General features: G+C 36.8%; 24 protein-coding genes. 21 read left to right on the top strand and 3 right to left on the bottom strand.

Translation table 11 applies throughout. From position 1 onward, the window contains the following. Positions 1–9 precede the first annotated feature (9 nt). From sigF to lysA, 6 genes are all read left to right on the top strand, one after another. Positions 10–768 carry an RNA polymerase sporulation sigma factor SigF gene (gene sigF, locus AB7942_RS06320; RefSeq protein ID WP_088088857.1) on the top strand — a complete coding sequence of 253 codons (759 nt, stop codon included), beginning with the start codon at positions 10–12 and terminating at the stop codon, positions 766–768. 114 nt (positions 769–882) lie between these two features. Continuing rightward, on the top strand, positions 883–1,503 hold the full coding sequence (locus AB7942_RS06315) for a stage V sporulation protein AA (RefSeq protein WP_088090534.1): 621 nt from the start codon (positions 883–885) through the stop codon (positions 1,501–1,503). Beyond that, positions 1,493–1,915, top strand: coding sequence for a stage V sporulation protein AB (locus AB7942_RS06310; RefSeq protein ID WP_369446224.1), 423 nt, complete (start codon positions 1,493–1,495; stop codon positions 1,913–1,915). Before AB7942_RS06315 ends, AB7942_RS06310 begins: the two co-directional genes overlap by 11 nt. 77 nt (positions 1,916–1,992) lie before the next feature. Then, the gene (gene spoVAEA / locus AB7942_RS06305; protein ID WP_142292239.1) at positions 1,993–2,562 is read left to right on the top strand and encodes a stage V sporulation protein SpoVABEA; all 570 of its coding nucleotides are present in this window, start codon (positions 1,993–1,995) and stop codon (positions 2,560–2,562) included. Beyond that, a complete protein-coding gene (locus tag AB7942_RS06300) occupies positions 2,549–4,039 on the top strand; it encodes a spore germination protein (RefSeq protein WP_335439949.1) in 1,491 nt (496 codons plus the stop codon). Before spoVAEA ends, AB7942_RS06300 begins: the two co-directional genes overlap by 14 nt. A gap of 157 nt (positions 4,040–4,196) precedes the next feature. Then, positions 4,197–5,501 carry a diaminopimelate decarboxylase gene (gene lysA, locus AB7942_RS06295; RefSeq protein WP_369446223.1) on the top strand — a complete coding sequence of 435 codons (1,305 nt, stop codon included), beginning with the start codon at positions 4,197–4,199 and terminating at the stop codon, positions 5,499–5,501. A 45-nt stretch (positions 5,502–5,546) separates the two neighbouring features. Here the strand turns inward: lysA and AB7942_RS06290 are convergent, their stop codons facing one another. Next, entirely contained in the window at positions 5,547–6,410 is an 864-nt protein-coding gene (locus AB7942_RS06290; RefSeq protein WP_335720125.1) for a DUF1002 domain-containing protein, read from the bottom strand. A 509-nt stretch (positions 6,411–6,919) separates the two neighbouring features. Here AB7942_RS06290 and AB7942_RS06285 point away from each other — a divergent pair. Continuing rightward, a complete protein-coding gene (locus tag AB7942_RS06285; protein ID WP_088088851.1) occupies positions 6,920–7,270 on the top strand; it encodes a GNAT family N-acetyltransferase in 351 nt (116 codons plus the stop codon). A gap of 31 nt (positions 7,271–7,301) precedes the next feature. Here the strand turns inward: AB7942_RS06285 and AB7942_RS06280 are convergent, their stop codons facing one another. Both AB7942_RS06280 and AB7942_RS06275 read right to left on the bottom strand, forming a co-directional pair. Continuing rightward, complete coding sequence (locus AB7942_RS06280) at positions 7,302–7,823, bottom strand: DUF309 domain-containing protein (protein ID WP_369446222.1); 522 nt, start codon at positions 7,821–7,823, stop codon at positions 7,302–7,304. A gap of 184 nt (positions 7,824–8,007) precedes the next feature. Further along, on the bottom strand, positions 8,008–8,097 hold the full coding sequence (locus AB7942_RS06275; RefSeq protein WP_066363308.1) for a YjcZ family sporulation protein: 90 nt from the start codon (positions 8,095–8,097) through the stop codon (positions 8,008–8,010). Positions 8,098–8,305: 208 nt separating this feature from the next. Between AB7942_RS06275 and AB7942_RS06270 the strand changes: the two genes are divergently transcribed. The 14 genes from AB7942_RS06270 to AB7942_RS06205 all read left to right on the top strand — a co-directional run bounded on the left by AB7942_RS06270 (position 8,306) and on the right by AB7942_RS06205 (position 21,276). After that, the gene (locus AB7942_RS06270; protein WP_088088848.1) at positions 8,306–9,076 is read left to right on the top strand and encodes a segregation/condensation protein A; all 771 of its coding nucleotides are present in this window, start codon (positions 8,306–8,308) and stop codon (positions 9,074–9,076) included. Then, a complete protein-coding gene (gene scpB / locus AB7942_RS06265) occupies positions 9,063–9,650 on the top strand; it encodes an SMC-Scp complex subunit ScpB (RefSeq protein ID WP_088088847.1) in 588 nt (195 codons plus the stop codon). The genes AB7942_RS06270 and scpB overlap by 14 nt, the downstream gene beginning before the upstream one ends. A 121-nt stretch (positions 9,651–9,771) precedes the next feature. Further along, on the top strand, positions 9,772–10,191 hold the full coding sequence (locus AB7942_RS06260; RefSeq protein ID WP_369446221.1) for a hypothetical protein: 420 nt from the start codon (positions 9,772–9,774) through the stop codon (positions 10,189–10,191). 36 nt (positions 10,192–10,227) lie between these two features. Further along, on the top strand, positions 10,228–10,716 hold the full coding sequence (locus tag AB7942_RS06255) for a YpuI family protein (RefSeq protein ID WP_369446220.1): 489 nt from the start codon (positions 10,228–10,230) through the stop codon (positions 10,714–10,716). Between the two features lie 127 nt (positions 10,717–10,843). After that, positions 10,844–11,734, top strand: coding sequence for a superoxide dismutase (locus tag AB7942_RS06250; RefSeq protein WP_088088844.1), 891 nt, complete (start codon positions 10,844–10,846; stop codon positions 11,732–11,734). A gap of 173 nt (positions 11,735–11,907) precedes the next feature. Next, positions 11,908–13,053, top strand: coding sequence for a D-alanyl-D-alanine carboxypeptidase family protein (locus AB7942_RS06245; protein WP_369446219.1), 1,146 nt, complete (start codon positions 11,908–11,910; stop codon positions 13,051–13,053). Beyond that, a complete protein-coding gene (locus AB7942_RS06240) occupies positions 13,046–13,633 on the top strand; it encodes a nucleoside recognition domain-containing protein (RefSeq protein WP_214718944.1) in 588 nt (195 codons plus the stop codon). The genes AB7942_RS06245 and AB7942_RS06240 overlap by 8 nt, the downstream gene beginning before the upstream one ends. Before the next feature lie 6 nt (positions 13,634–13,639). Next, entirely contained in the window at positions 13,640–14,176 is a 537-nt protein-coding gene (locus tag AB7942_RS06235; RefSeq protein ID WP_369446218.1) for a spore maturation protein, read from the top strand. Positions 14,177–14,397: 221 nt separating this feature from the next. Next, on the top strand, positions 14,398–15,135 hold the full coding sequence (gene rluB / locus AB7942_RS06230; RefSeq protein WP_369446217.1) for a 23S rRNA pseudouridine(2605) synthase RluB: 738 nt from the start codon (positions 14,398–14,400) through the stop codon (positions 15,133–15,135). 98 nt (positions 15,136–15,233) lie between these two features. Next, entirely contained in the window at positions 15,234–15,758 is a 525-nt protein-coding gene (resA, locus tag AB7942_RS06225) for a thiol-disulfide oxidoreductase ResA (RefSeq protein ID WP_088088838.1), read from the top strand. 19 nt (positions 15,759–15,777) lie between these two features. Beyond that, positions 15,778–17,412, top strand: a complete 1,635-nt coding sequence (gene resB, locus AB7942_RS06220; RefSeq protein ID WP_369446216.1) for a cytochrome c biogenesis protein ResB — start codon at positions 15,778–15,780, stop codon at positions 17,410–17,412. Further along, complete coding sequence (ccsB, locus tag AB7942_RS06215; protein WP_369446215.1) at positions 17,413–18,597, top strand: c-type cytochrome biogenesis protein CcsB; 1,185 nt, start codon at positions 17,413–17,415, stop codon at positions 18,595–18,597. A gap of 187 nt (positions 18,598–18,784) precedes the next feature. Next, entirely contained in the window at positions 18,785–19,501 is a 717-nt protein-coding gene (locus AB7942_RS06210) for a response regulator transcription factor (RefSeq protein WP_369446214.1), read from the top strand. Further along, the gene (locus AB7942_RS06205) at positions 19,498–21,276 is read left to right on the top strand and encodes an ATP-binding protein (protein WP_369446213.1); all 1,779 of its coding nucleotides are present in this window, start codon (positions 19,498–19,500) and stop codon (positions 21,274–21,276) included. Before AB7942_RS06210 ends, AB7942_RS06205 begins: the two co-directional genes overlap by 4 nt. Positions 21,277–21,474: the final 198 nt, after the last annotated feature.

The following is a 21,474-nucleotide window of genomic DNA, read 5'->3' as shown; positions in this document are numbered from 1 at the left end:
GACTTGCCAATGGATGTGGAGGTTAAGAACAATAAAGGTCAAACATATTTAAAGGACCATGAAGTAAAAGAGCTCATCAAAAAGAGCCAAGACGGAGACCAAGTATCAAGGGATTTAATCGTTGAAAAGAATATGCGTCTGGTCTGGTCTGTTGTCCAACGGTTTCTTAATCGGGGCTATGACCCTGATGACCTATTCCAGATTGGTTGTATCGGATTATTAAAATCAGTTGATAAATTTGACCTTTCATATGATGTAAAGTTTTCGACATATGCAGTTCCAATGATTATTGGTGAAATCCAGCGATTTATCCGTGACGATGGAACCGTTAAGGTTAGCCGCTCACTGAAAGAAATGGGAAACAAAATCAGAAAAGCGAAGGATGATTTATCGAAAACGCTTGGAAGAATTCCGACCGTTAACGAGATATCAGCCCATCTTGAGCTGACACCGGAGGATGTAATCCTTGCTCAAGAAGCAAGCAGGACACCTTCTTCCATTCATGAAACCGTTTATGAAAATGACGGGGACCCGATTACATTACTTGACCAAATTGATGACGGTAATGATGGAAAATGGTTTGATAAAATTGCCTTAAAGGAAGCTATCCGTGAATTGGATGAACGTGAAAGACTTATTGTCTATTTAAGATATTATAAGGACCAAACACAATCTGAAGTCGCCCTTAGGCTCGGGATTTCTCAGGTACAAGTATCGCGACTTGAAAAAAAAATATTGCAGCAAATGAAAGGCCGTATGGATCTCTGATTCATACGGTTTTTCATTTGTTGAATAACTTTGGAAATTTTTGGATTTCATGAAAAAAATGCTTATTACTCATACTATTTATACGAGGAAATCATTGTGTGGGAAGTGAATGTTTTGGAAGAAACAATATACATCCGCATGCGGAATCGTGTCCAAACACCGCCTGAAGAAAAAGTATTGTTAAAGGATATTGCCCAAGTCATTGCCCCTGATGAAGTTCTTTCACATTTACAAACTATGATGATCCATCAATTAACAGATGCGGACCAGAATATAGTCATCATAGATGTCATGAAAGTAATCCACATATTAAAAAGAGAATTTGGAGAAATGGAAGTTCAAACCATTGGTCCTGCGCAAACCATCATTGAAGTCACGTATAAGAAAAAGAGAGTTTTCATTCCCTATTTTCTTTTAATATGGTTTCTCTTATTTTTTGGTTCTGCCATGGCGATCATGAATTTTCATGATGATGTAAGTATGAAGAGTGTCCAAGAAAAATTATATACCATCATTACTGGAAAAAAAGAAACAAAACCATTACTGTTTCAAATCCCCTATTCTATTGGTTTAGGCTTAGGAATGATACTATTTTTTAACCATGTTTTTAAGAAACGTATTAATGAAGAACCCAGTCCTCTAGAAGTAGAAATGTTTAATTACCAAATGGATTTAGATAATTACGTAATTATCCATGAAAATAAAGAAAGTATAAAAAAAATCAATGATGATTAGTATTTTAGCGATTATCTTTTTAGGTGTAGCAAGCGGACTGGCGGTGGGTTCTGGTTTTGTAGCTTTTCTTACGGTGCTCGGAGTTATCCCGAGACTAACACAACTTAGTAAAACAATGAAAATGATTCATCACTATGAATGGGCAGTATTCTTAGGAGCGCTCACGGGGGTAGGAGCGAGCCTAAGGGACCCTGTTTTAAACATCCCTTCCTTCCCATTAATTTTTCTAGGAATGACCGGTGGGACTTTTTATGGAATGTTGGCTGCCGCTCTTACAGAGGTATTAAATGTCTTCCCCATTCTCGCCAAAAGAATCCGATTAGATGGAGAAATTACCATATTAATTATGGCCATCGTATTAGGGAAGATTTTTGGATCTATCTTCCAATGGGTTTATTTTGTTCATCATTAAAACTTTTGAAAACAGTCTAGCACTAGTGCTTAGCAGGCGCTTACGCTTTTCTGATGAAAGGACATCACAGAATGAGCATTCGGAGGCGTGTTATTTTAATAACTGATGGTGACGAATATGCTAAGAGGGCTGTAGAGCATGTTGCTAGAGAAATTGGCGGCAGGTGTATATCCAGTTCCCAAGGAAATCCGTCAACATTAACTGGACTTGAAATAGTCAAGTTAATAAAAAAGACTCCTCACGATCCTGTATTAGTGATGTTTGATGATAGTGGTATAGTTGGAGAAGGCGCAGGTGAAAATGCATTGAAATTTGTTGCTCAACATAAAGAAATTGAAGTTCTGGGCATCATTGCTGTCGCAGCAAAATCAAGACATGAAGAATGGGCTAGGGTGGACGTAAGCATCGATCGTGATGGGAATTTAACACCATATGGGGTAGATAAATTTGGTATACCAGAGCTTGAAATCGGGAGAATAAATGGTGACACTGTTTACTGCCTCGATGAATTGAAGGTACCTATCATCGTAGGCGTTGGGGATATTGGAAAAATGGCAAGACGTGACTCCTACAAGCAGGGTTCCCCGATAACGAAAAAAGCAGTGGAGCTTATACTTGAAAGGAGTGGCTTTCATGTCAAGAAGTAACGAACAAAAATGGCCAATCCCGGAATCGGTAAATGAAATAGAAAATTATATGAAACAACGGGTGGGCCTTGGGGTAAGCTTTGATTTTGGAGTAAGGAAATTAAAAGTCCTCAAAAAAGACGTCCATATTTACTATGTTAATGGGTTATGTGATACCAGTTACATTATTCAATTGATTAAAGAATTAGTAGAAATCAATTATCATGAAAAATTATCGACAGACCTCTTTAAGATTGTTGAAAATAGACTAGTTAATCAATCTGTTGAACAGATTAACCAGCTGGATATCATTGTCGACAAGGTTTTATCTGGATTGATTGTTGTTGTAATGGAAGGGGAAAATACTGCTTTTGCCATTGATGTTAGAAGCTACCCAGGCAGGCAGCCTCAAGAGCCCGATACAGAAAAGGTAGTTAGAGGATCACGTGATGGATTTGTTGAAAACATTATTTTGAATACAGCTTTAACAAGACGAAGAATTCGAGATGAACGACTGCGCTTCGAAATGCTAAAGGTAGGCGAACGGTCAAAGGCAGATGTGGCTTTAGGTTACTTAGAAGATGTTGCAGATCCAGATATGATAAATATTATTCGTAAAGAAATAAAAGCAATTGAAACAGATGGAATTCCAATGGCTGATAAAACAATAGAAGAGTTCATCCTGAAACAGGGATGGAATCCATTTCCACTGGTAAGATATACGGAGCGTGCTGATATTGCTGCCACTCATATTCTTGAAGGGCATGTTGTTATTTATGTCGACACCTCCCCAAGTGTTATTATCGCCCCGACTACATTTTTTCATCATTTACAGCATGCTGAGGAGTTCCGGGAATCACCGGCAATGGGAACCTTTATGCGCTGGATGCGTTTTTTAGGTGTTTGGACGTCTATTTTTCTACTCCCGTTTTGGTTGTTATTCGTATTAGAACCTTCATTATTACCTGAAAAACTCTCGTTTATAGGACCGAATGAACAGACCAATATTCCCATTATCGTTCAAATATTTTTGGCGGATTTTGGGATTGAATTTTTACGATTAGCGGCAATTCATACACCAACACCGCTTTCTACAGCAATGGGCTTAATCGCATCAATATTGATTGGGCAAATTGCTATTAGTGTAGGTCTATTTGTTCCAGAGGTAATCTTGTACGTCGCCGTTTCGGGGATTGGCTCTTTTACAACACCTAGTTATGAGTTAAGCGTAGCAAACAAAATCGGTCGATTAACACTGTTGATTCTTGTGTCATTCTTCCATTTGCCTGGATTTATCATTGGGGCTACGGTATTCTTTCTCTTCCTTGTTAAAATACGTGCCCTTAATACACCTTATTTATGGCCATTCCTACCTTTTGAGCCGAAAGGATTTTTGCAGATAATTGTCCGTAGAGCAATACCAGGCTCCTTTCTCAGACCTAGTATTGTACATCCTAGAAACCGATACAGGCAGCCGCCTAAAGCGAACGAGAAATAATTGCACTTTTCTAGCAGTTATGCTAAAGTATTTTTAATTAAATAAAGGGATAAAGTGTGAAAATAGGCAGTATCTTTTGCAGATTCTGTCTATTTATTATTATCTTTTATGATTGTCCGCATAAACTATAGTGAGTGATTGAGAGAGAGGGAAGGGAATGTATTTTTACGGGACAACAGGGGTAAATAAAAATGGAAATTTAGAAATTGGCGGAGTTGATTCTGTTGAGTTGACTAAAGAATTTGGAACTCCCCTTTATGTATATGACGTCGCATTAATGCGCGAGAGGGCACGGTCCTTTAAACAGGCATTTGAAGAACAAAATATTAAGGCACAAGTGGCCTATGCCAGTAAAGCTTTTTCAACCATTGCCATGATTCAGCTCGCCGAGGAAGAAGGTTTATCACTTGATGTAGTGTCTGGTGGTGAATTGTATACTGCTTTGGTTGCAGGATTCCCAGTCGAGAGAATTCATTTTCATGGAAATAATAAAAGCAGAGAAGAGTTAGAAATGGCACTGGATCAGGAAATCGGCTGTATTGTTGTGGATAATTTTTCGGAACTTGCGCTATTGAAAGCAATTTCGATCGAAAAAAATGCCCATGTAAATATCCTGCTAAGGGTAACTCCGGGAATCGAAGCCCATACGCATGATTACATTTTAACTGGGCAGGAAGATTCGAAGTTTGGGTTCGATCTTCAAAATGGACAAGCGGAAGACGCATTAAAAATGGCGCTTGAAATTGAAAACTTTGATGTACTTGGACTCCATTGCCATATTGGATCACAAATTTTTGAAACAACTGGCTTTTTATTAGCTGCAAAAAAGATTGTCGAAAAAATGGAAGCATGGAAAAAGGAACTTTCCTTTGAAGCAAAGGTTTTAAATTTGGGCGGAGGCTTCGGGATCCGCTATACAAAAGAAGATGAACCATTACAACCATTCCAATATGTGAGTGAAATTATTCGGGAAGTAAAAAAGTTAACGGAGAGCTACTCTTTAAAAATGCCGGAAATTTGGATAGAGCCAGGTCGTTCACTTGTTGGCGATGCAGGAATTACTCTTTATAAAGTGGGTTCGTCCAAAGAAGTACCTGGTGTTAGAAAGTATTTAGCGGTTGATGGCGGAATGAGTGACAATATTCGACCTGCACTCTATCAGGCGAAATATGAAGCTGTTCTTGCAAATAAGCCATTAACGAAAGCGAATAAAACTGTTTCAATCGCTGGGAAATGCTGTGAATCTGGAGATATGTTGATTTGGGATTTGCCGCTTCCAGAAACTGGAGAAGAGGATATACTCGCAGTTTTTTGCACAGGTGCCTACGGCTATTCAATGTCAAATAACTATAATCGAATTCCGCGTCCGGCTGTCGTTTTTGTAGAGAATGGAACAGCAACACTGGTAGTAAAAAGAGAGACCTACGAAGACTTACTACGCCATGATTTGCCGTTGAAATAAAGAAAGCTGTCACTTCGTTTGAAGTGGCAGCTTTTTCTGGTTTAATTAGGAGAATATGGATTTAATGGCATCAATGAGCCAAATGAAAAATTGTTTAATTTTTTCTAAGAAACCTTGTCCTTCTTCTGATTGAAGAAATTTAGAAATACGATCTTTAGCTTTATTAAGTTGGTCGCTAACTTGGTTCCAATCAATGTTTAAATCTTTGAGCTTATTAAAAAAGTCCATTAATCGTTTCATTTCTTCATCGGTAAGTTTAACATTTAATTCATTTGCAGCTTGTTCAATGATATTTTGTAATTCTTCATCATTTTTTGGTTTATTCTTAGCAATTTCTTCTTTCACTTTCGCAATTAATGCAGCAGCGTTCTTGTCACCAATGGATTCTCCTAATTTAGCGGTTTCGACCATTTCCTGGTTTGCCGCTTGTTTTACTTCTTCAGGAATCGTTTTATCAGCTGATATTTCATAGGCTTTTATGATACCTGTAAGCGCAGCCGTTCCAGAAACCGTAATCGGGGATGTTATATAAATTTTTGCATCCTTAACACCCGCAGTGATAAGGGCATTGACATACATCTCGTCCGTAACCCAGTTAATATTTTTAGTTTCAACGGTAATCCCAGACCCCTTAGCTTGAATGGTTATAGCAGATGATGATATGGCCTTTGTGCCGATGAATGATTTTGATACGTATTTCCCTAAATATTGATGTTCCTCCTGATTCGATACAGTTACTATTTGTACATCATTTGGAGCACCCATTTCCGTTAATAGTTTATTCTTTTGCTCATTTGTTAAATTTTCACCTAATGTAACAATCATGTCACCTTCAGCTATATCAGCAAAAGTGCGGACTGGATTGATAAGTAGCAAACTTAACAATAAGTAAATAAGAATTTTCTTCATAGTTTCCTCCTCGTAATTCTAAAAGGTAGTAAAGAATTGTTGAGACTCTTTTATTAATTAATATAACCGAATCCAATAATAATAACGTAAATATCCACACGGAAGTTTCATAGATAGTTAATCTTAACAAAAAAAATACAAAATTTGTAAGTAGATATAAGCAGAATAGATTATTTTTGTAATTTAGTGTAGAATGGAAGTCATGTACAACATCTTCAAAACTTATTTTGGAGGAAGCTTTTCATGAAGAGAACTAACTGGGTGTTATTTAGTATTCTTATTGGCTTGTCCGTTCTATGGGGAATTATTTATTGGATTTTTATTGGACCCAGACACTAAGAATAATTTTATTGATGATTGACCATTTATTATGTATCATGGTGATTAATGAAACATAATATCTGCGACTACATATAATGAATAATGTTTAATATTGATTTTCTTGGTAAAAATATACTATTGTTAAACCAAATATTTTATCGGTTTATTTAATATAATGAGGGATCTAAATGTTAATTCGTTATAAAAGAACATTCGAAAAAATTGCAATGGGTTTATTATCCTTTATGCCCAGCGAAAAAGACTTAAAAAAGCTCCAACAAACCATGAAGGAATATGAAACAGAAGAGCATTTGCAGCTTTTTCTTTGGAAAGAAGAAGATATAATAGGGCTTTTGGGTGTCTTGAATCACGATGATACCAATTCTATAGAAATCCTTCATATTTCCGTGAATCCTTCGCATCGTTTTCAGGGAATCGGTAAAAAAATGGTTAAAGCACTGAATGAAATGTATGCAGAAAAAGAAATTACTGCAAATGAAAATACAGCAGCTTTTATCGAAAAATGTGATTTTTGCTAGATTACATTCAAAAAAGCAGCGAATAATAAATTTATTCGCTGCTTTTCCGCGTCTTTAATGACCGAGTTCTTTCTTCTATTATACTGGATCTGTCACGTAATTTATGACGGTGGACAAGGGAGTTATTTGTAAGATCACTTTCATTTCCCCAAATAAACCCCTTTTGTTCACATGTCTTTTTCGCAAATTCTAATAAGGCGGGGTCACAAATGGGTAAGGAAATGCTTCTATATGATTCTCCTTTTTGTAATGCAGAAATCTGTCTATTTAACAAGTGGTAAAAATCCACTTTATTTAATCCGAGTTTTGTCAATGAATCCGATTGTAATTTAAGTATCATTATTGCTTTTCTTAATGTTCGTTCAGCACCGCTAAAATTACTTCGACGATGATGATAAGCAGATACTGACAATAAAATAAAACCGACCCAGACGGAATCCTTGTTTCTCGGATCGGTCTTTTTCCAGTAATCTTCAAGTAGTTCATGGCACTCGAAATAATCACGATCGCCATGAAAATGAGCTAAAAAATGTATATACTCGCTCGGGTACAAGCAATTCTCCCCCTTACAAAATGTTTAGTATAGTTTATCACAGTTAAATGGTTCCTTTATAATATTAGAATTTTACTTTTCAAAAAAAAAGCCCGTCAATATTGACGGGCAAGTAGTTCTAATTAATATTGGTAGCCTTAGTGAACAGTAATATGTGTAATCCTGAACAATTCCTAATGTTTAATTAATAGACCCAGGAAGCACCAACGATAATTAACAAGATAAATAGAACTACAATTAACGCAAATCCGGATCCGAATCCGTGTTCTGACATATTCATTACCTCCTAAAAAATGTTTTGTTCTTTTCCTTGTCATCATATGTAGGATATTTGTCCATTGTTATGGGCAATCATCATGTTTTGATAATATTCCCTCGCCAAGTTGATTTTTCTATTGGATAACCTTATTTAATCCTCTATACTATTAATAGTCGAAGTGAATGATCAACGAACTTATTTTAAAGAATTTTGGTGAGTTATAATGCCATACCAGGTGAAAATTGATGCATTTGAAGGACCATTAGATTTGCTGCTCCATTTAATTAATGGTTTAGAAATTGATATATATGATATTCCGGTTGCCGAAATAACCGAGCAATACTTAATGTATATAAAGACAATGAATGAGCTCAAGCTCGATGTTGCAAGCGAGTTTTTAGTTATGGCTGCGACGTTGCTGGTAATTAAGAGTAAAATGCTTTTACCAAAGCATGAGGAAGTTCTCGATGTAGAGGATCCTGACTTGTTATTCGAAGAAGATCCAAGAGACGAACTTGTTGAGCGTTTAATAGAGTATCGAAAATATAAAGAAGCAGCCCATGACTTAAAATCCATGGAAGTGGAACGAGGGCTAATGTATACAAAGCCGCCAAGTGATCTTTCTGAGTTTGCGAAAGAGAAACAGCCGGAAAAAGAGGAGTTAAATGTTTCTCTGTATGATATGCTGGCTGCACTTCAAAAATTAATGCGACGAAAGAAACTTCAGCGTCCAATGGCAACGAAGATTACTCGTCAGGAAATATCTATAGAAACCAGAATGACAGAAATTATGGTGGAACTTAAGCAGCTTAAAGGACAAAAAAACTTTAATGAATTATTTCCCTATCCGGCTAAGGACCATATCGTCGTAACCTTTTTGGCCGTCTTGGAACTTATTAAAAGAAAAGAGATTGACGCCCAGCAACAAGAGAACTTTGGAGATATTTATGTTAAAGCCGTAAAGGAAGGGGCAGAAATGATTGGAAATCATTAACTGGAACAGTATCCTAGAAAGCCTGTTGTTTGCTGCAGGGGATGAAGGGCTTTCACTGAAACAGCTAGCAGAGGTTCTAGAAGTGAATGAACTTAAGGCAAGTGAAATCATTGAGGATCTGAAAAAAGAATATGAGCGGGACAACAAAAGGGGAATTATGATGGTCCAGCTTGCTGGTACCTATCAACTTGCAACAAAGAAAGAAAATGCAACTTATCTAAAGAAACTTGTTGATTCCCCCCATACTTCCACATTGTCACAGGCAGCGCTAGAAACATTGGCCATCATTGCCTATAAACAGCCAATCACTCGAGCTGAAATTGAGGAAATTCGCGGTGTGAAAACAGAAAGACCTTTGCATACACTAATGGCAAAAGCGTTAATAAAAGAAGTTGGCCGTGCAGAAGGTACTGGAAGAGCCTACTTATATGGAACAACGAAAGAGTTTCTGGACTACTTTGGTCTGAAAAGTATTGAAGAACTACCCCAGCTTCCCGAAAAGGCAGAAGATGAATTTATTCAGGAAGAGGCAGATCTATTTTTTGAAAAATTTCAGGAGACGATTAATTCTTAATTTTCCAATACTTACTTAATTTTATGATAAAATAAATGTAGGTTAATTATTCAATTCTTTCACGACATGTTAAAAAGATATTTACATGTGATATTGTCATTGGCCAAGGAGTGGGATTAATTTGTTAATTAAAGAGTGTAAAGGCTTTGAATTAGAAAAGGAACAATCAAATACTTCTGAGGACTTTTTTAACAGAAGCATCGTTACTTTTTCTGAAGATGGTGAGGAAAAAACGCTGCACGTTTTATATGTTAGGTATTTCGATGAATTCTTACATGAATTCACTCCGTACAAGCAAGACCCGATTATGGTTCAGGATAACAATGAGGTTTCGTTTAAAGACATCGTAGCGCTTGTATGTCTCTTGAAAAATCCAGGCCTGCGCAGCCGAAAACGACTTTATATTAATTCAAAGCAGGAATTTGCTTCTTATTTTCAAGATATCAATTATAATAAATTACCTGAAATTTTTCTTTCTCTTAACCAAAAGAAAGAATATGAGCTTCGTTCTCCGCTAGAGTTCATTATGCAGCCAAAATAAGCAATGTTTACGAAGTAAAAATTTAGGGGGTTAACAATGGGCAATACATTGGTAAAAACACAATTAAATGAGGTAAAGAATTTTTTAGGGAAGTCAATTTTAACATTAGAGGATTTTTTAAATGAAGCAACGCTTTCGCAATTAGACTTGGAAAATGAAGAAGATCGTAATTATAATAAATTAATCTTTGCAAATTTACGGAAATTAATTGTTTATAGTGAAGAAGGTTTAGATGCGTGCTCCGTAATTTTGCAAGGCAGTCCTTTTCAAAAAGCAGCAGCAGAAAAAACTCTTTATAAAATTTATCATCAGTGTATTGAAGAGTTTTTCTCACCGAAGAATGATGCCTGGTTCGAAGACAGCAGGTCAGCTTACACGGGAAGAAACTCTATCAAGTTTTATCGAAACATTTCTGACAGTATTGTACAGTTGGTCAAAAGTTTAGAAGGTGAGTTTCAAAGGATTAGGGAAGAACTTGAGTATTATGAAACAGATTATCGAACAAAAATGATCCAATCAAAATAAGATTATCATTGAAAGGGCGGTCCTATTATTAGGGCGGCCTTTTATCATGTTCTTTTTTTGCTCTCACCCTCATACCATCTAGGTAGGCTACTTATAAAGCATCCTATTGTCAGGAAGAAGGGATAGAATGGATCGTTTTAGTCGTTATGTAAACGAACTGTTTGAGTGGAATGAGCAAATGAAACAGTTTCTTCAATCAGAAAAGGAGGGAGGAAATTCTGATTTATGGGAACATCTTGATAATTTCACTGAATTAATCGAAAACACAGGCAGACAATTATCAAATGAAGAGCTACTAAGCCTTCAAGCGAAGGCTGAGCATATCCATGAGCAAATGGAAGATTATTTTAAAAGAAAACAAGAAGGCGGAGTCATTTGGGTGGCAGAAAAAGTTGTACCCGCTGGGGGCCATACACTCCCTGACCTTCCCTACCCCTATAATGCACTAGAACCATATATTTCAGAGGAAATCATGAAGCTTCATCACGATAAGCATCACAGAGCATATGTTGATGGATTAAATAAAGCAGAAATTAATCTTAAAAAAGCAAGGGAAACTAACGATTTTTCATTAATTAAACATTGGTCACGAGAGCTTGCCTTTCATGGGTCTGGACATTATCTTCATACAATTTTTTGGAAAAACATGAGCCCCAATGGCGGGGATCATCCAAAAGGACTGTTAAAAGGTGAAATTGAGAAATACTTTGGAAGTTTTGCGGCGTTTAAAAAGCAATTTTCTGAAGCGGCTAAGCAAGTAGAAGGAGTAGGCTGGGCCATATTAGTTTGGTCTCCACGAGCAAGGCATTTAGAGATACTGCAATCTGAACGACATATGCTATTGACCCAGTGGGATACCATTCCACTCTTAGTATTAGATGTTTGGGAGCATGCTTATTATCTTCAATATAAAAACAAAAGGCCGGATTATGTCGACAATTGGTGGAACTTAGTCAATTGGCATGATGTAGAAATGCGGTTTGAAAAAGCAGCGGACATCAAATGGACAGCATTTTAGGGTATCAAAAAAACATTAAGCAGATGGCAAATTGTCGTCTGCTTTTCTTTTTCTTCAGCAAATTGTCATAACAAGCCTCGTCCTGCATAAACTTGTACAAGAAAAATGAAATGCAGAAGTGCCTTCTTTGGCACTGAAGCGAGATAACTTTACAAGGGGACGAGGTTAATCTAATGAGAATGATTTGGAAGCTAGTTATGTTTTCCCTCATAGTCTCAATATTCATTGCTAACATTCCTCAAAAGGTGGATGCTTCAGTTTCCGTAAGTGCAGCAAGTGCGGTTTTGATAGAGCAGAAATCAGGTCGTATCCTTTATGAGAAAGATGCCTACACAAAAAGAAGAATCGCAAGTATAACGAAGATAATGACTGCGAAACTAGCAATCGAATCGGGGAAAATGAATCAATATGTAAGAGTTAGCGAACAAGCGACTCGTGCAGAAGGATCGTCAGTCTATTTAAAGCCAGGCGAAAAAATTAAGCTTAAGGACCTAGTATATGGGTTGATGCTAAGGTCCGGAAATGACACGGCTGTAGCAATCGCCGAGTATGTTGGGGGAAGTGTAGAGGGATTTTCCTATTTAATGAATCAAAAAGCAAAGGAAATCGGGATGTTAAATACCCATTTTGCCAATCCACATGGACTTGATGACCGTGAAGACCATTACTCAACAGCCTATGACATGGCCGTGTTAATGCGCTATGCCATGCAGGATAAAACCTTTAAGAAAATCTCTGGTACAAAGGTATATAGAGCACCAAACCCCACAGAAGATTGGGACCGTGTCTGGAAAAATAAAAACCGCTTGCTAACAAAGTATAAATATACAACCGGTGGGAAAACAGGTTATACCAAACGAGCCAAAAGGACATTGGTAACAACTGCAACAAAAGGAGATATGAGCCTAATTGCAGTAACCTTGAACGGACCAGACGATTGGAATGATCATATTTCCATGTATGAGAGTGGATTTAAAGGGTTTGATATGGCTGAAGTATTACCTGAGGGTAAAATTGAGGATGTAAAAAATAAGTATTATAAGAATCATTTATACGTAAAGAAATCAATTGTTTATCCTGTAACGAGCGAGGAAATGGACTTATTTTCTATTAAATATAAGTTGAATAAGCCTGTCAAAAAATTTGATAATGACAAGAAGAATGAAGAAATTGTTGGAAAGGCAGCAGTTTACTTAGATGGAAGAGTTGTTCAAGAAACTCCGATTTACTATCAGAATGTGCCCGAGCAGAAAAAAGGATTGTTGGATTTTGTAAAGGAAATTTTTCTTATCTTTATTGGTGTAAAGTCCAATGGTTAATTATATCTGGGTGTTTATGACTGTTGTTGGGTTTATTTTCGCGCTATTCAATGGGACAATGGCTGAAGTGAATAAAGCAATATTTGATGGTGCGAAAGAAGCGGTGACCCTTTGTATTGGACTTATCAGCGTTCTCGTCTTTTGGCTTGGAATGATGCGGATTGCGGAGGAGTCCGGCCTTTTAGAACGTCTATCTAAACTGTTTCGACCGCTTGTCAAACGATTATTTCCTGAAGTACCTGTAAGCCATCCAGCAATGGGCTATATTTTATCAAATATGATTTCTAATATGTTCGGTTTGGGAAATGCAGCCACTCCTCTTGGTATTAAAGCGATGGAAGAACTAAAAAAGTTAAATGGGGGAAAGGATTCAGCGAGCAGATCCATGGTTACCTTTTTAGCAATTAATACTGCAAGTATTACCATTATTCCAACAACTGTCATTGCGATTAGAATGAATTATCATTCTGCATCTCCTACTGAGATAGTCGTTCCAACGATTATAGCAACCATTATCTCTGCGCTAGGTGCAATCTTAATTGACCGTTATTTCTATTATCGCAGAAGCAGAAAAGGATGAAAAAACATGGAGATGATATCGGTTATTTCGTTAACATTTATCCCCTTACTAATTGGGTTTATTCTATTATATGGTACCTTCAAACGCGTCCCAACCTATGAAAGTTTTGTTGAAGGTGGAAAAGAAGGCATTAAGATTGCCTTTTCAATTATTCCCTTCCTTGTTGGTATGCTTGTGGCCATTTCAATTTTTCGCGCGTCCGGTGCATTAGACGCTTTAATGAATTGGATTCGACCGATGATGAAATCAATTGGAGTACCCGCGGAAATAGTGCCTTTATTGATTATCAGGCCTATTTCTGGAAATGCTGCACTGGGAATGACAAGTGATTTAATTGGCGTTTATGGGCCAGACTCATTTATTGGCCGCCTGGCTTCTGTTTTGCAAGGGAGTACAGACACAACCTTTTATGTTTTAACCGTCTATTTCGGAGCAGTTGGAATAAAAAAAATGGGGGATGCCCTAAAAGTAGGTCTACTTGCCGACGTAGTCGGAATTATCGCTGCAATTGTAGTAATTTCGATGTTTTTTGGAACAAAATAATATAAAATGAATGAGCATGTTCAATTTGAACATGCTATTTTAATATTTTTCTGTAATAATACCCGTGACTTTGAAAAGTGAAGAAATTATGTCATAATTCATTAGGATAGGTTTCTGTGTTCGTTACCCTAGTAATAAGGAAATTACTATTTCTGAAAAGGAAACCAATGGCTCTATGGAGCCATCTTATTTTTTATACAGATAAATTCGAGGTGGAATGAATGGAAAGATTGCAAAAAGTAATTGCTCGAGCGGGCATTGCTTCAAGAAGGAAATCTGAGGACTTAATTAAAGAAGGGCGTGTAAAGGTTAACGGAAAGGTTGTTACAGAGCTTGGTCTGAAGGTATCTTCATCTGATAAGGTAGAGGTAAATGAAATACAGATTGAGAAAGAAGAACCTGTTTATTTCCTTTTATATAAACCAAGAGGAGTTATTTCAAGTGTGAACGACGAGAAGGGCAGAAAGGTAGTGACGGATTTCTTTCCGCATTTAAAAGAAAGGATTTATCCCGTTGGACGCCTTGATTATGATACATCAGGATTATTAGTGTTAACGAATGATGGAGAATTTGCTAATTTACTCATGCATCCGAAAAGTGAAATAGACAAAGTTTATGTTGCAAAAATAAAAGGCACTCCCTCAAAGGAAAATCTAAGGAAGCTTGAAAAAGGAATCCGTCTAGAAGATGGTAAAACAGCTCCAGCTAGAGTGAAATTGCTCTCAGCAGATAATAAAAAACAATCGGCCATTGTTGAAATAACCATCCATGAAGGTAGAAATCGTCAAGTTAGAAGGATGTTTGAAGCAATTGGTCATGATGTATTGAAATTAAAGCGTGAACGATATGCCTTCTTAACACTAAATGGTTTAAAAACGGGCGATGCAAGAGAGCTAACCCCACATGAAGTAAAGCAGCTAAGGGCACTGGGGTTAGGCTCAACCAAAAAAAATTCATAAAACCGTCACAAATGCTATTCTTCATTTACACTGTATTTGTGTTGTAAAATGCTATAATTAGACAAACTGTGTCATGTGATTTACTGGAGGGGAATTAATTGAAAAAGCGGCGATTAGTTGTAAGAACTATCATACTACTTTTACTAGGGGCTGCCGTTGTTTATACGCTATATGCTAATTTTACAAAAGATAATAAACAAAAAGTGGCGGTTGATAGCTTAGCTCCTGATTTTGCATTAGTTGATATGCAAGGAAATAAACATCAGCTTTCCGATTATCGCGGCCAAGGGGTTTTCTTAAATTTCTGGGGAACATGGTGCCCGCCTTGTAAAAAGGAAATGCCGTATATTAATAATCAGTATCATCAGTATAAGGACAAAGGGGTACAAGTTTTAACAGTAGATATTCAAGAATCTAAACTTGCAGTTAATCAATTTGCTGACCGACTTAAGCTGGATTTTCCGATTATGATTGATACAGATAAGGATGTAATGAATACTTATGGTATTGATCCGCTGCCAGCTACATTTTTGATTGATAAGAATGGCAAGGTCGTTAAATATTATACGGGTGAGTTAACAGAAGAGAAAATTAGGGAATTTATGGAGAAAATAAAACCTTAGGTTGTTGGGAGTTTTTTCAATGAAAGATGTTAAATGTGAATGCGGGCATGTAAATCCACATGGAACTGTTTTATGTGAGGCATGCGGAAAAGTGCTGGATGAGAAAATTAGCCCAGCAGAACTTCTCGATATGCGCTATGAAGGAAGTGCAAGACGTTCACAAACATATAATAAAACATTTATTGATAAAATATGGAACTTTTTTTCATCAGTAAAAGTTGGCGTTTGGCTGATTATTATTACCTTAATTGCTTCATCACTTGGTACGATTTTGCCGCAGGAAATGTATATAGACTTGCCTGCAGATGTTTATTACGAGCAGGAATATGGTTGGGTTGGTAAATTATATTACCAATTAGGTTTTAATAATTTATATGGTTCCTGGTGGTATTTATTATTAATTGCGATGATCGGTATATCCTTGGTCATTTGTAGTCTCGATCGGGTAGTGCCATTATATAAGGCCCTTAAGGCCCAAAGGGTTACAAGACACGAAGGTTTTTTAAAACGTCAGCGCATTTTTGGTGTGAACGAAAGTGCAGATGAAAATGATCTTACGATAATTAAGAAGCATTTAATGGCAAGACGTTACCATGTCCGCGAAGAAAATGGAGATATCTTAGCTGAAAAAGGGCGTTTTTCTCGCTGGGGTCCGTATGTAAACCATGTTGGATTAATTATTTTCTTACTCGGCGGGATGCTGCGCTTTATTCCTGGAATGTATGTTAATGAGAACCTTTGGGTCAGGGAGGGAGAAACAGCTCTTGTTCCTGAGACAGAAGGACAGTTCTATCTCCAAAATAACAAATTCATTTTAGAACACTATGATAAAAATAAAGACAAAACATTTGAAAAGGCTATTAATATGGCTGGAGATGTTGTGAAAAATTATCAATCGAATGTTGTTCTTTATAAGCGTGTTGGAAATAATCTACCTGGCGAGAAACCAAAGCTCAAGAAAGTAACCGAATATAAGGTAAGAGTAAATCTCCCTCTCACATTTGAAGGTTATTCTGTCTTCCAAGCTTCATTCCGAAATGAACTCAATACGATGTCATTTTCATTAACAAATAAAAATACGAAAAAAGCCATTAACGATCTTAAAATTGATCTTACAGATCCGAAGATGAAGTATGATCTTGGTAATGGCTATTCTGTTGAAATTCTAAACTACTTTCCAGATTTCGAATTTGCGGAAAATGGGGAGCCAACAACAAAATCACGAGTTCCAAACAACCCTGCCTTTGTCTTCCGGATGGTATCCCCTGAAAAGCCAAAAGGGGAAACAAGTTTCGTTGCCATCAAGCAAACCATCGAGCCATTTGGGGCTAATCAATATAAAATGGCATTCAAAGGAATCGAAACAAAGAATGTTTCAGGATTTATTGTTCGGAAGGATTCAACATTATGGGCAATTATATTAGGTGGAATCATATTTATGATTGGCGTCATGCAAGGAGCCTATTGGAATCACCGTCGAATTTGGATTCAAAACAAAAATGGACAAATTTGGATTGCAGCTCATACAAACAAAAATTGGTATGGACTAAAAAAAGAAATGGAAACAGTTTTGACAGATACGAAACTTGAAATGCCAGACGATCAAGTTCAAAGGGAAGATACTGATAAACCTAAGGATAAGGAGAGTGTCTAGTTGGCAACGATTAGTAGTAATTTATTATTTATTTCTTTTATACTATATTTAGTTGCAACCCTGTTTTTCGGAGGGTCTATTAAATCAAAGAAGCAAGCGAATGAAAAGGAAGGAACCAACAGATGGGGAAAGATTGCTGTACTGTTAACAATTGTTGGTTTTGTTTCGCAACTGGGTTACTTTATCACTAGATGGATTGCTGCGGGTCACGCTCCAGTTAGTAACATGTTTGAGTTCACGACATTCTTCGGAATGGCGCTTGTAGGTGCATTTATTGTCATTTATTTTATTTATCGAACAACCTTACTAGGATTATTTACAATGCCTGTCGCCCTATTGGTTATCGCTTATGCAAGTATGTTTCCAAAGGATATTACGCCATTAATACCCGCATTACAAAGTTATTGGCTACATATTCACGTAACTACTGCGGCTATTGGGGAAGCTATTCTATCGATTAGCTTTGCGGCAGGGCTTATTTATCTCATAAAGGCAATTGATCAAACAAAATCCAACAAACAAACCTTTTGGCTTGAAATGGTCATGTTTTCATTAGTCGCCGTACTTGGTTTTGTTGCCGTATCTTCGATATTTTCAGGGTTGGGTTACCATGAGAAATTTAATTGGGTTGATAAACACGATAACGAGGCAGTTGTTGAATATACGATGCCTGCCATTTCCGGTCCGCATGAAGGAGACTTACTAACAAAAGATGGATTTAAGCCTTTGTTCGAGGTACCAGCTTTTATTAATGCCAAAAAATTAAATACAGTAATATGGTCATTAATGGCGGGACTCGTTATTTATGGCTTAATTAGATTAATATTACGAAAACGAATTGCTGCAGCACTAAAACCGCTAGTTAAAAACATTAAACTAGACTTTGTTGACGAAATTAGCTATCGCTCTGTATTAATCGGTTTCCCAGTATTTACTCTGGGCGCACTCATTTTTGCAATGATATGGGCACAAATGGCTTGGTCACGATTTTGGGGATGGGACCCAAAAGAAGTTTGGGCTTTAATAACATTTCTATTCTATGCAGCATTTTTACATCTTCGCCTCTCCAAAGGGTGGCATGGCGAAAAATCTGCATGGTTAGCAGTCATCGGCTTTGTAATAATTATGTTTAACCTTGTTGCAGTCAATCTCGTTATTGCTGGCTTACATTCCTATGCGGGTTGAGCATTCACAATTAGGACTTGGGTAAAATATTATAGCCTTCACTTATTAAAAGTGAAGGCTTTTTATAAAATTTTTTAGTGTAGTTAGCGTTGTCAAATTATTGACACTTTTTATAGGAGTAATTAGCACGAAAATATGGCATAAAACAATAGCGTTTTGTAAAATAAACTCCATGGGGGGATTTATAATGGAAAAAGACGTGAAAATTTTAGTTGTAGATGATGAGGAAAGGATTCGCCGTTTATTAAAAATGTATTTAGAGCGTGAAGACTATACAATTGATGAAGCAGAAGATGGAACCGAGGCATTAGCAAAAGCGTTTGCTAATGACTATGATGTCGTTCTTCTTGACCTAATGATGCCAGGGAAAGACGGAATTGAAGTTTGTCGTGAATTAAGAGAAAAGAAGGCAACACCGGTAATCATGCTTACTGCTAAAGGGGAAGAAATTAATCGAGTCCAAGGCTTTGAAGTGGGCACTGATGACTATATAGTCAAACCATTTAGTCCGAGAGAAGTTGTTTTGCGTGTCAAAGCCTTGTTAAGAAGGTCTTCACAAACAAGTTACCTGCAAACGGAAACGACAACGAAAGACGTCATTGTATTTCCACACTTAACCATTGATAATGATGCACATAGAGTATCAGCAGATGGTAAAGAAGTAAGTTTAACGCCAAAAGAATATGAATTGCTCTATTTCTTAGCGAAGGCACCAGATAAGGTTTTTGACCGTGAACAGTTACTAAAAGAAGTTTGGCATTATGAATTTTTCGGGGATCTACGTACAGTTGATACGCACGTAAAGCGTCTTCGTGAAAAATTAAACAAGGTATCTGAACAAGCTGCAAGAATGATTGTTACAGTTTGGGGCGTAGGCTATAAATTTGAGGTTATTAATGAATGACATTATTAAGAAGTGTTGTAGGAAAGCTATGGTTAACGATCCTTTTATTAGTATCTTTTGTGCTATTCATCTTAACAATAATGCTTCTTGAATTTTTCCAAAACTACAATGCTCTTGAGATGAAAAAGGATTTGACTAATACAGCTGAGAAAATTGCAAATGTTTTAGAAAAACATCCTAATGAAAAATTACCACTTGGATTAGAGATATCCTGGGAAATTATTGATAATGTCAACAATGTAGTAATTGTTAAAAATGAGAGTGAAATCTATTACTCTCCAAACACGAATCTTTCAAATAGATTATCCTTTACTGATATTAAAAATGACCCGAAATTATCACAAGTATTAAAAAAAGATAGGACTGTTGAAAAAATTTCCACCCTTTCCTTTAATGAAGATAAAAAGGAAGCAAAGTATTCAATTATTGGTGTACCTTTGCATTTGCCCGGGGAAGAAAAAAGTGCCGTTTTTATTTATCAATCATTAGAAGTAATGCAAGAAACAACCCATGAAACAACTAAATTTATTTTACTTGTTGCGGGTGTAGCTATTATCCTTACAACTATTTTTGCCTTCTTTTTGTCCACAAGAATTGCAGCTCCGTTAAGAAAGATGAGAGAAGCAGCCTTTGAAGTGGCCAGAGGGAAATTCGATACAAAAGTACCCATCCTTACACATGATGAAATTGGGGAACTAGCAACTGCATTTAATCAAATGGGAAGACAATTAAAATTCAATATGAGTGCACTTAGCCAAGAAAAAGAGCAATTATCGAGTATCCTAAGCAGTATGGCAGATGGTGTTATTACCTTTAATCGGGATGGGGCGATTCTAATCACCAATCCTCCAGCAGACCGCTTTCTTCAATATTGGTATTATGAAATGGGTGGAATTAGTACGGATTCCGAGGCCATACCACCAGAGGTAATGGATCTATTTCAGCAAGCAGTCGATACTGAAGCAGAACAAATGGGTGAAATTTCATTCCAAGGCAGACATTGGGTCATCCTAGTTAGTCCATTATATAGTAACCGTTTTATTCGCGGTGCAGTAGCCGTTCTGCGGGATATGACCGAGGAAAGACAGTTAGATAAAATGAGACAAGACTTTATTGCAAACGTTTCTCATGAGCTTAGAACGCCAATATCGATGTTGCAGGGCTATAGTGAGGCAATCGTTGATGATATTGCTGAATCCCAAGAAGAGAAAAAGGAAATGGCAAAGGTCATTTATGATGAATCCTTGCGTATGGGCCGGCTTGTCAATGAATTGCTAGATTTAGCCCGAATGGAAGCAGGACATCTTCAATTAACAATGGAGGAAACTAATATCTCTTCTTTTATCAATCGAATTATCCACAAGTTCCAGGGATTAGCTAAAGAAAATGAAATTCAATTATTTGCAGAGATAGATAATGAAATCACCTCCATTTCCTTTGATCCTGATCGAATCGAACAGGTTCTCACAAATTTAATTGATAATGCGATAAGACATACACCTAAAGGCGGTTCTGTTAAATTAAGTGTGACTTCAGAAGATAAGGGCGTAATGATTAGAGTGAAAGATTCTGGGGCGGGTATTCCTGACGAAGATTTACCTTTTGTGTTTGAACGGTTTTATAAGGCGGATAAAGCTCGAACGAGAGGAAGAGCAGGAACAGGACTTGGACTAGCCATAGCTAAAAATATTATGGATGCACATCGTGGTCATATTTCTGTTCAGAGTAAACTCGGTCAAGGAACGACATTTTCCTTTTTATTGCCTCGAAAATAGTAAAATCAACAATTATTTTGCCGATTGTTCTTGATTCACGAGGAACAATAAAAATAGAAAGCTAAGAGCTCATCCATTAACGGGATGAGTTTTTTGTATCAAATTTTTAGGAAATGAATTCCAATTTATACCTTCCTTTTTGTCACAAAAAAGCCTATATTTATAAGGTGAAACTTTTTATACATATAAATCGACTAA

This window comes from Neobacillus sp. BF23-41, assembly GCF_041106275.1.
The sequence above is the reverse complement of the archived record's forward strand: the minus strand, read 5'-3'. Positions and strand labels throughout refer to the sequence as shown.

What these genes read in the sequence shown, in the direction of transcription:
- AB7942_RS06235 (WP_369446218.1), top strand. Translation starts at nt 13,640, where the DNA reads ATGGAGATGATATCGGTTATTTCGTTAACATTTATCCCCTTACTAATT.
- AB7942_RS06210 (WP_369446214.1), top strand. Translation starts at nt 18,785, where the DNA reads ATGGAAAAAGACGTGAAAATTTTAGTTGTAGATGATGAGGAAAGGATT.
- AB7942_RS06205 (WP_369446213.1), top strand. Translation starts at nt 19,498, where the DNA reads ATGACATTATTAAGAAGTGTTGTAGGAAAGCTATGGTTAACGATCCTT.
- AB7942_RS06285 (WP_088088851.1), top strand. Translation starts at nt 6,920, where the DNA reads ATGTTAATTCGTTATAAAAGAACATTCGAAAAAATTGCAATGGGTTTA.
- sigF (WP_088088857.1), top strand. Translation starts at nt 10, where the DNA reads ATGGATGTGGAGGTTAAGAACAATAAAGGTCAAACATATTTAAAGGAC.
- AB7942_RS06245 (WP_369446219.1), top strand. Translation starts at nt 11,908, where the DNA reads ATGAGAATGATTTGGAAGCTAGTTATGTTTTCCCTCATAGTCTCAATA.
- AB7942_RS06300 (WP_335439949.1), top strand. Translation starts at nt 2,549, where the DNA reads ATGTCAAGAAGTAACGAACAAAAATGGCCAATCCCGGAATCGGTAAAT.
- AB7942_RS06290 (WP_335720125.1), bottom strand. Translation starts at nt 6,410, where the DNA reads ATGAAGAAAATTCTTATTTACTTATTGTTAAGTTTGCTACTTATCAAT.
- lysA (WP_369446223.1), top strand. Translation starts at nt 4,197, where the DNA reads ATGTATTTTTACGGGACAACAGGGGTAAATAAAAATGGAAATTTAGAA.
- AB7942_RS06275 (WP_066363308.1), bottom strand. Translation starts at nt 8,097, where the DNA reads ATGTCAGAACACGGATTCGGATCCGGATTTGCGTTAATTGTAGTTCTA.
- AB7942_RS06270 (WP_088088848.1), top strand. Translation starts at nt 8,306, where the DNA reads ATGCCATACCAGGTGAAAATTGATGCATTTGAAGGACCATTAGATTTG.
- resB (WP_369446216.1), top strand. Translation starts at nt 15,778, where the DNA reads ATGAAAGATGTTAAATGTGAATGCGGGCATGTAAATCCACATGGAACT.
- AB7942_RS06250 (WP_088088844.1), top strand. Translation starts at nt 10,844, where the DNA reads ATGGATCGTTTTAGTCGTTATGTAAACGAACTGTTTGAGTGGAATGAG.
- rluB (WP_369446217.1), top strand. Translation starts at nt 14,398, where the DNA reads ATGGAAAGATTGCAAAAAGTAATTGCTCGAGCGGGCATTGCTTCAAGA.
- AB7942_RS06310 (WP_369446224.1), top strand. Translation starts at nt 1,493, where the DNA reads ATGATGATTAGTATTTTAGCGATTATCTTTTTAGGTGTAGCAAGCGGA.
- AB7942_RS06240 (WP_214718944.1), top strand. Translation starts at nt 13,046, where the DNA reads ATGGTTAATTATATCTGGGTGTTTATGACTGTTGTTGGGTTTATTTTC.
- AB7942_RS06255 (WP_369446220.1), top strand. Translation starts at nt 10,228, where the DNA reads ATGGGCAATACATTGGTAAAAACACAATTAAATGAGGTAAAGAATTTT.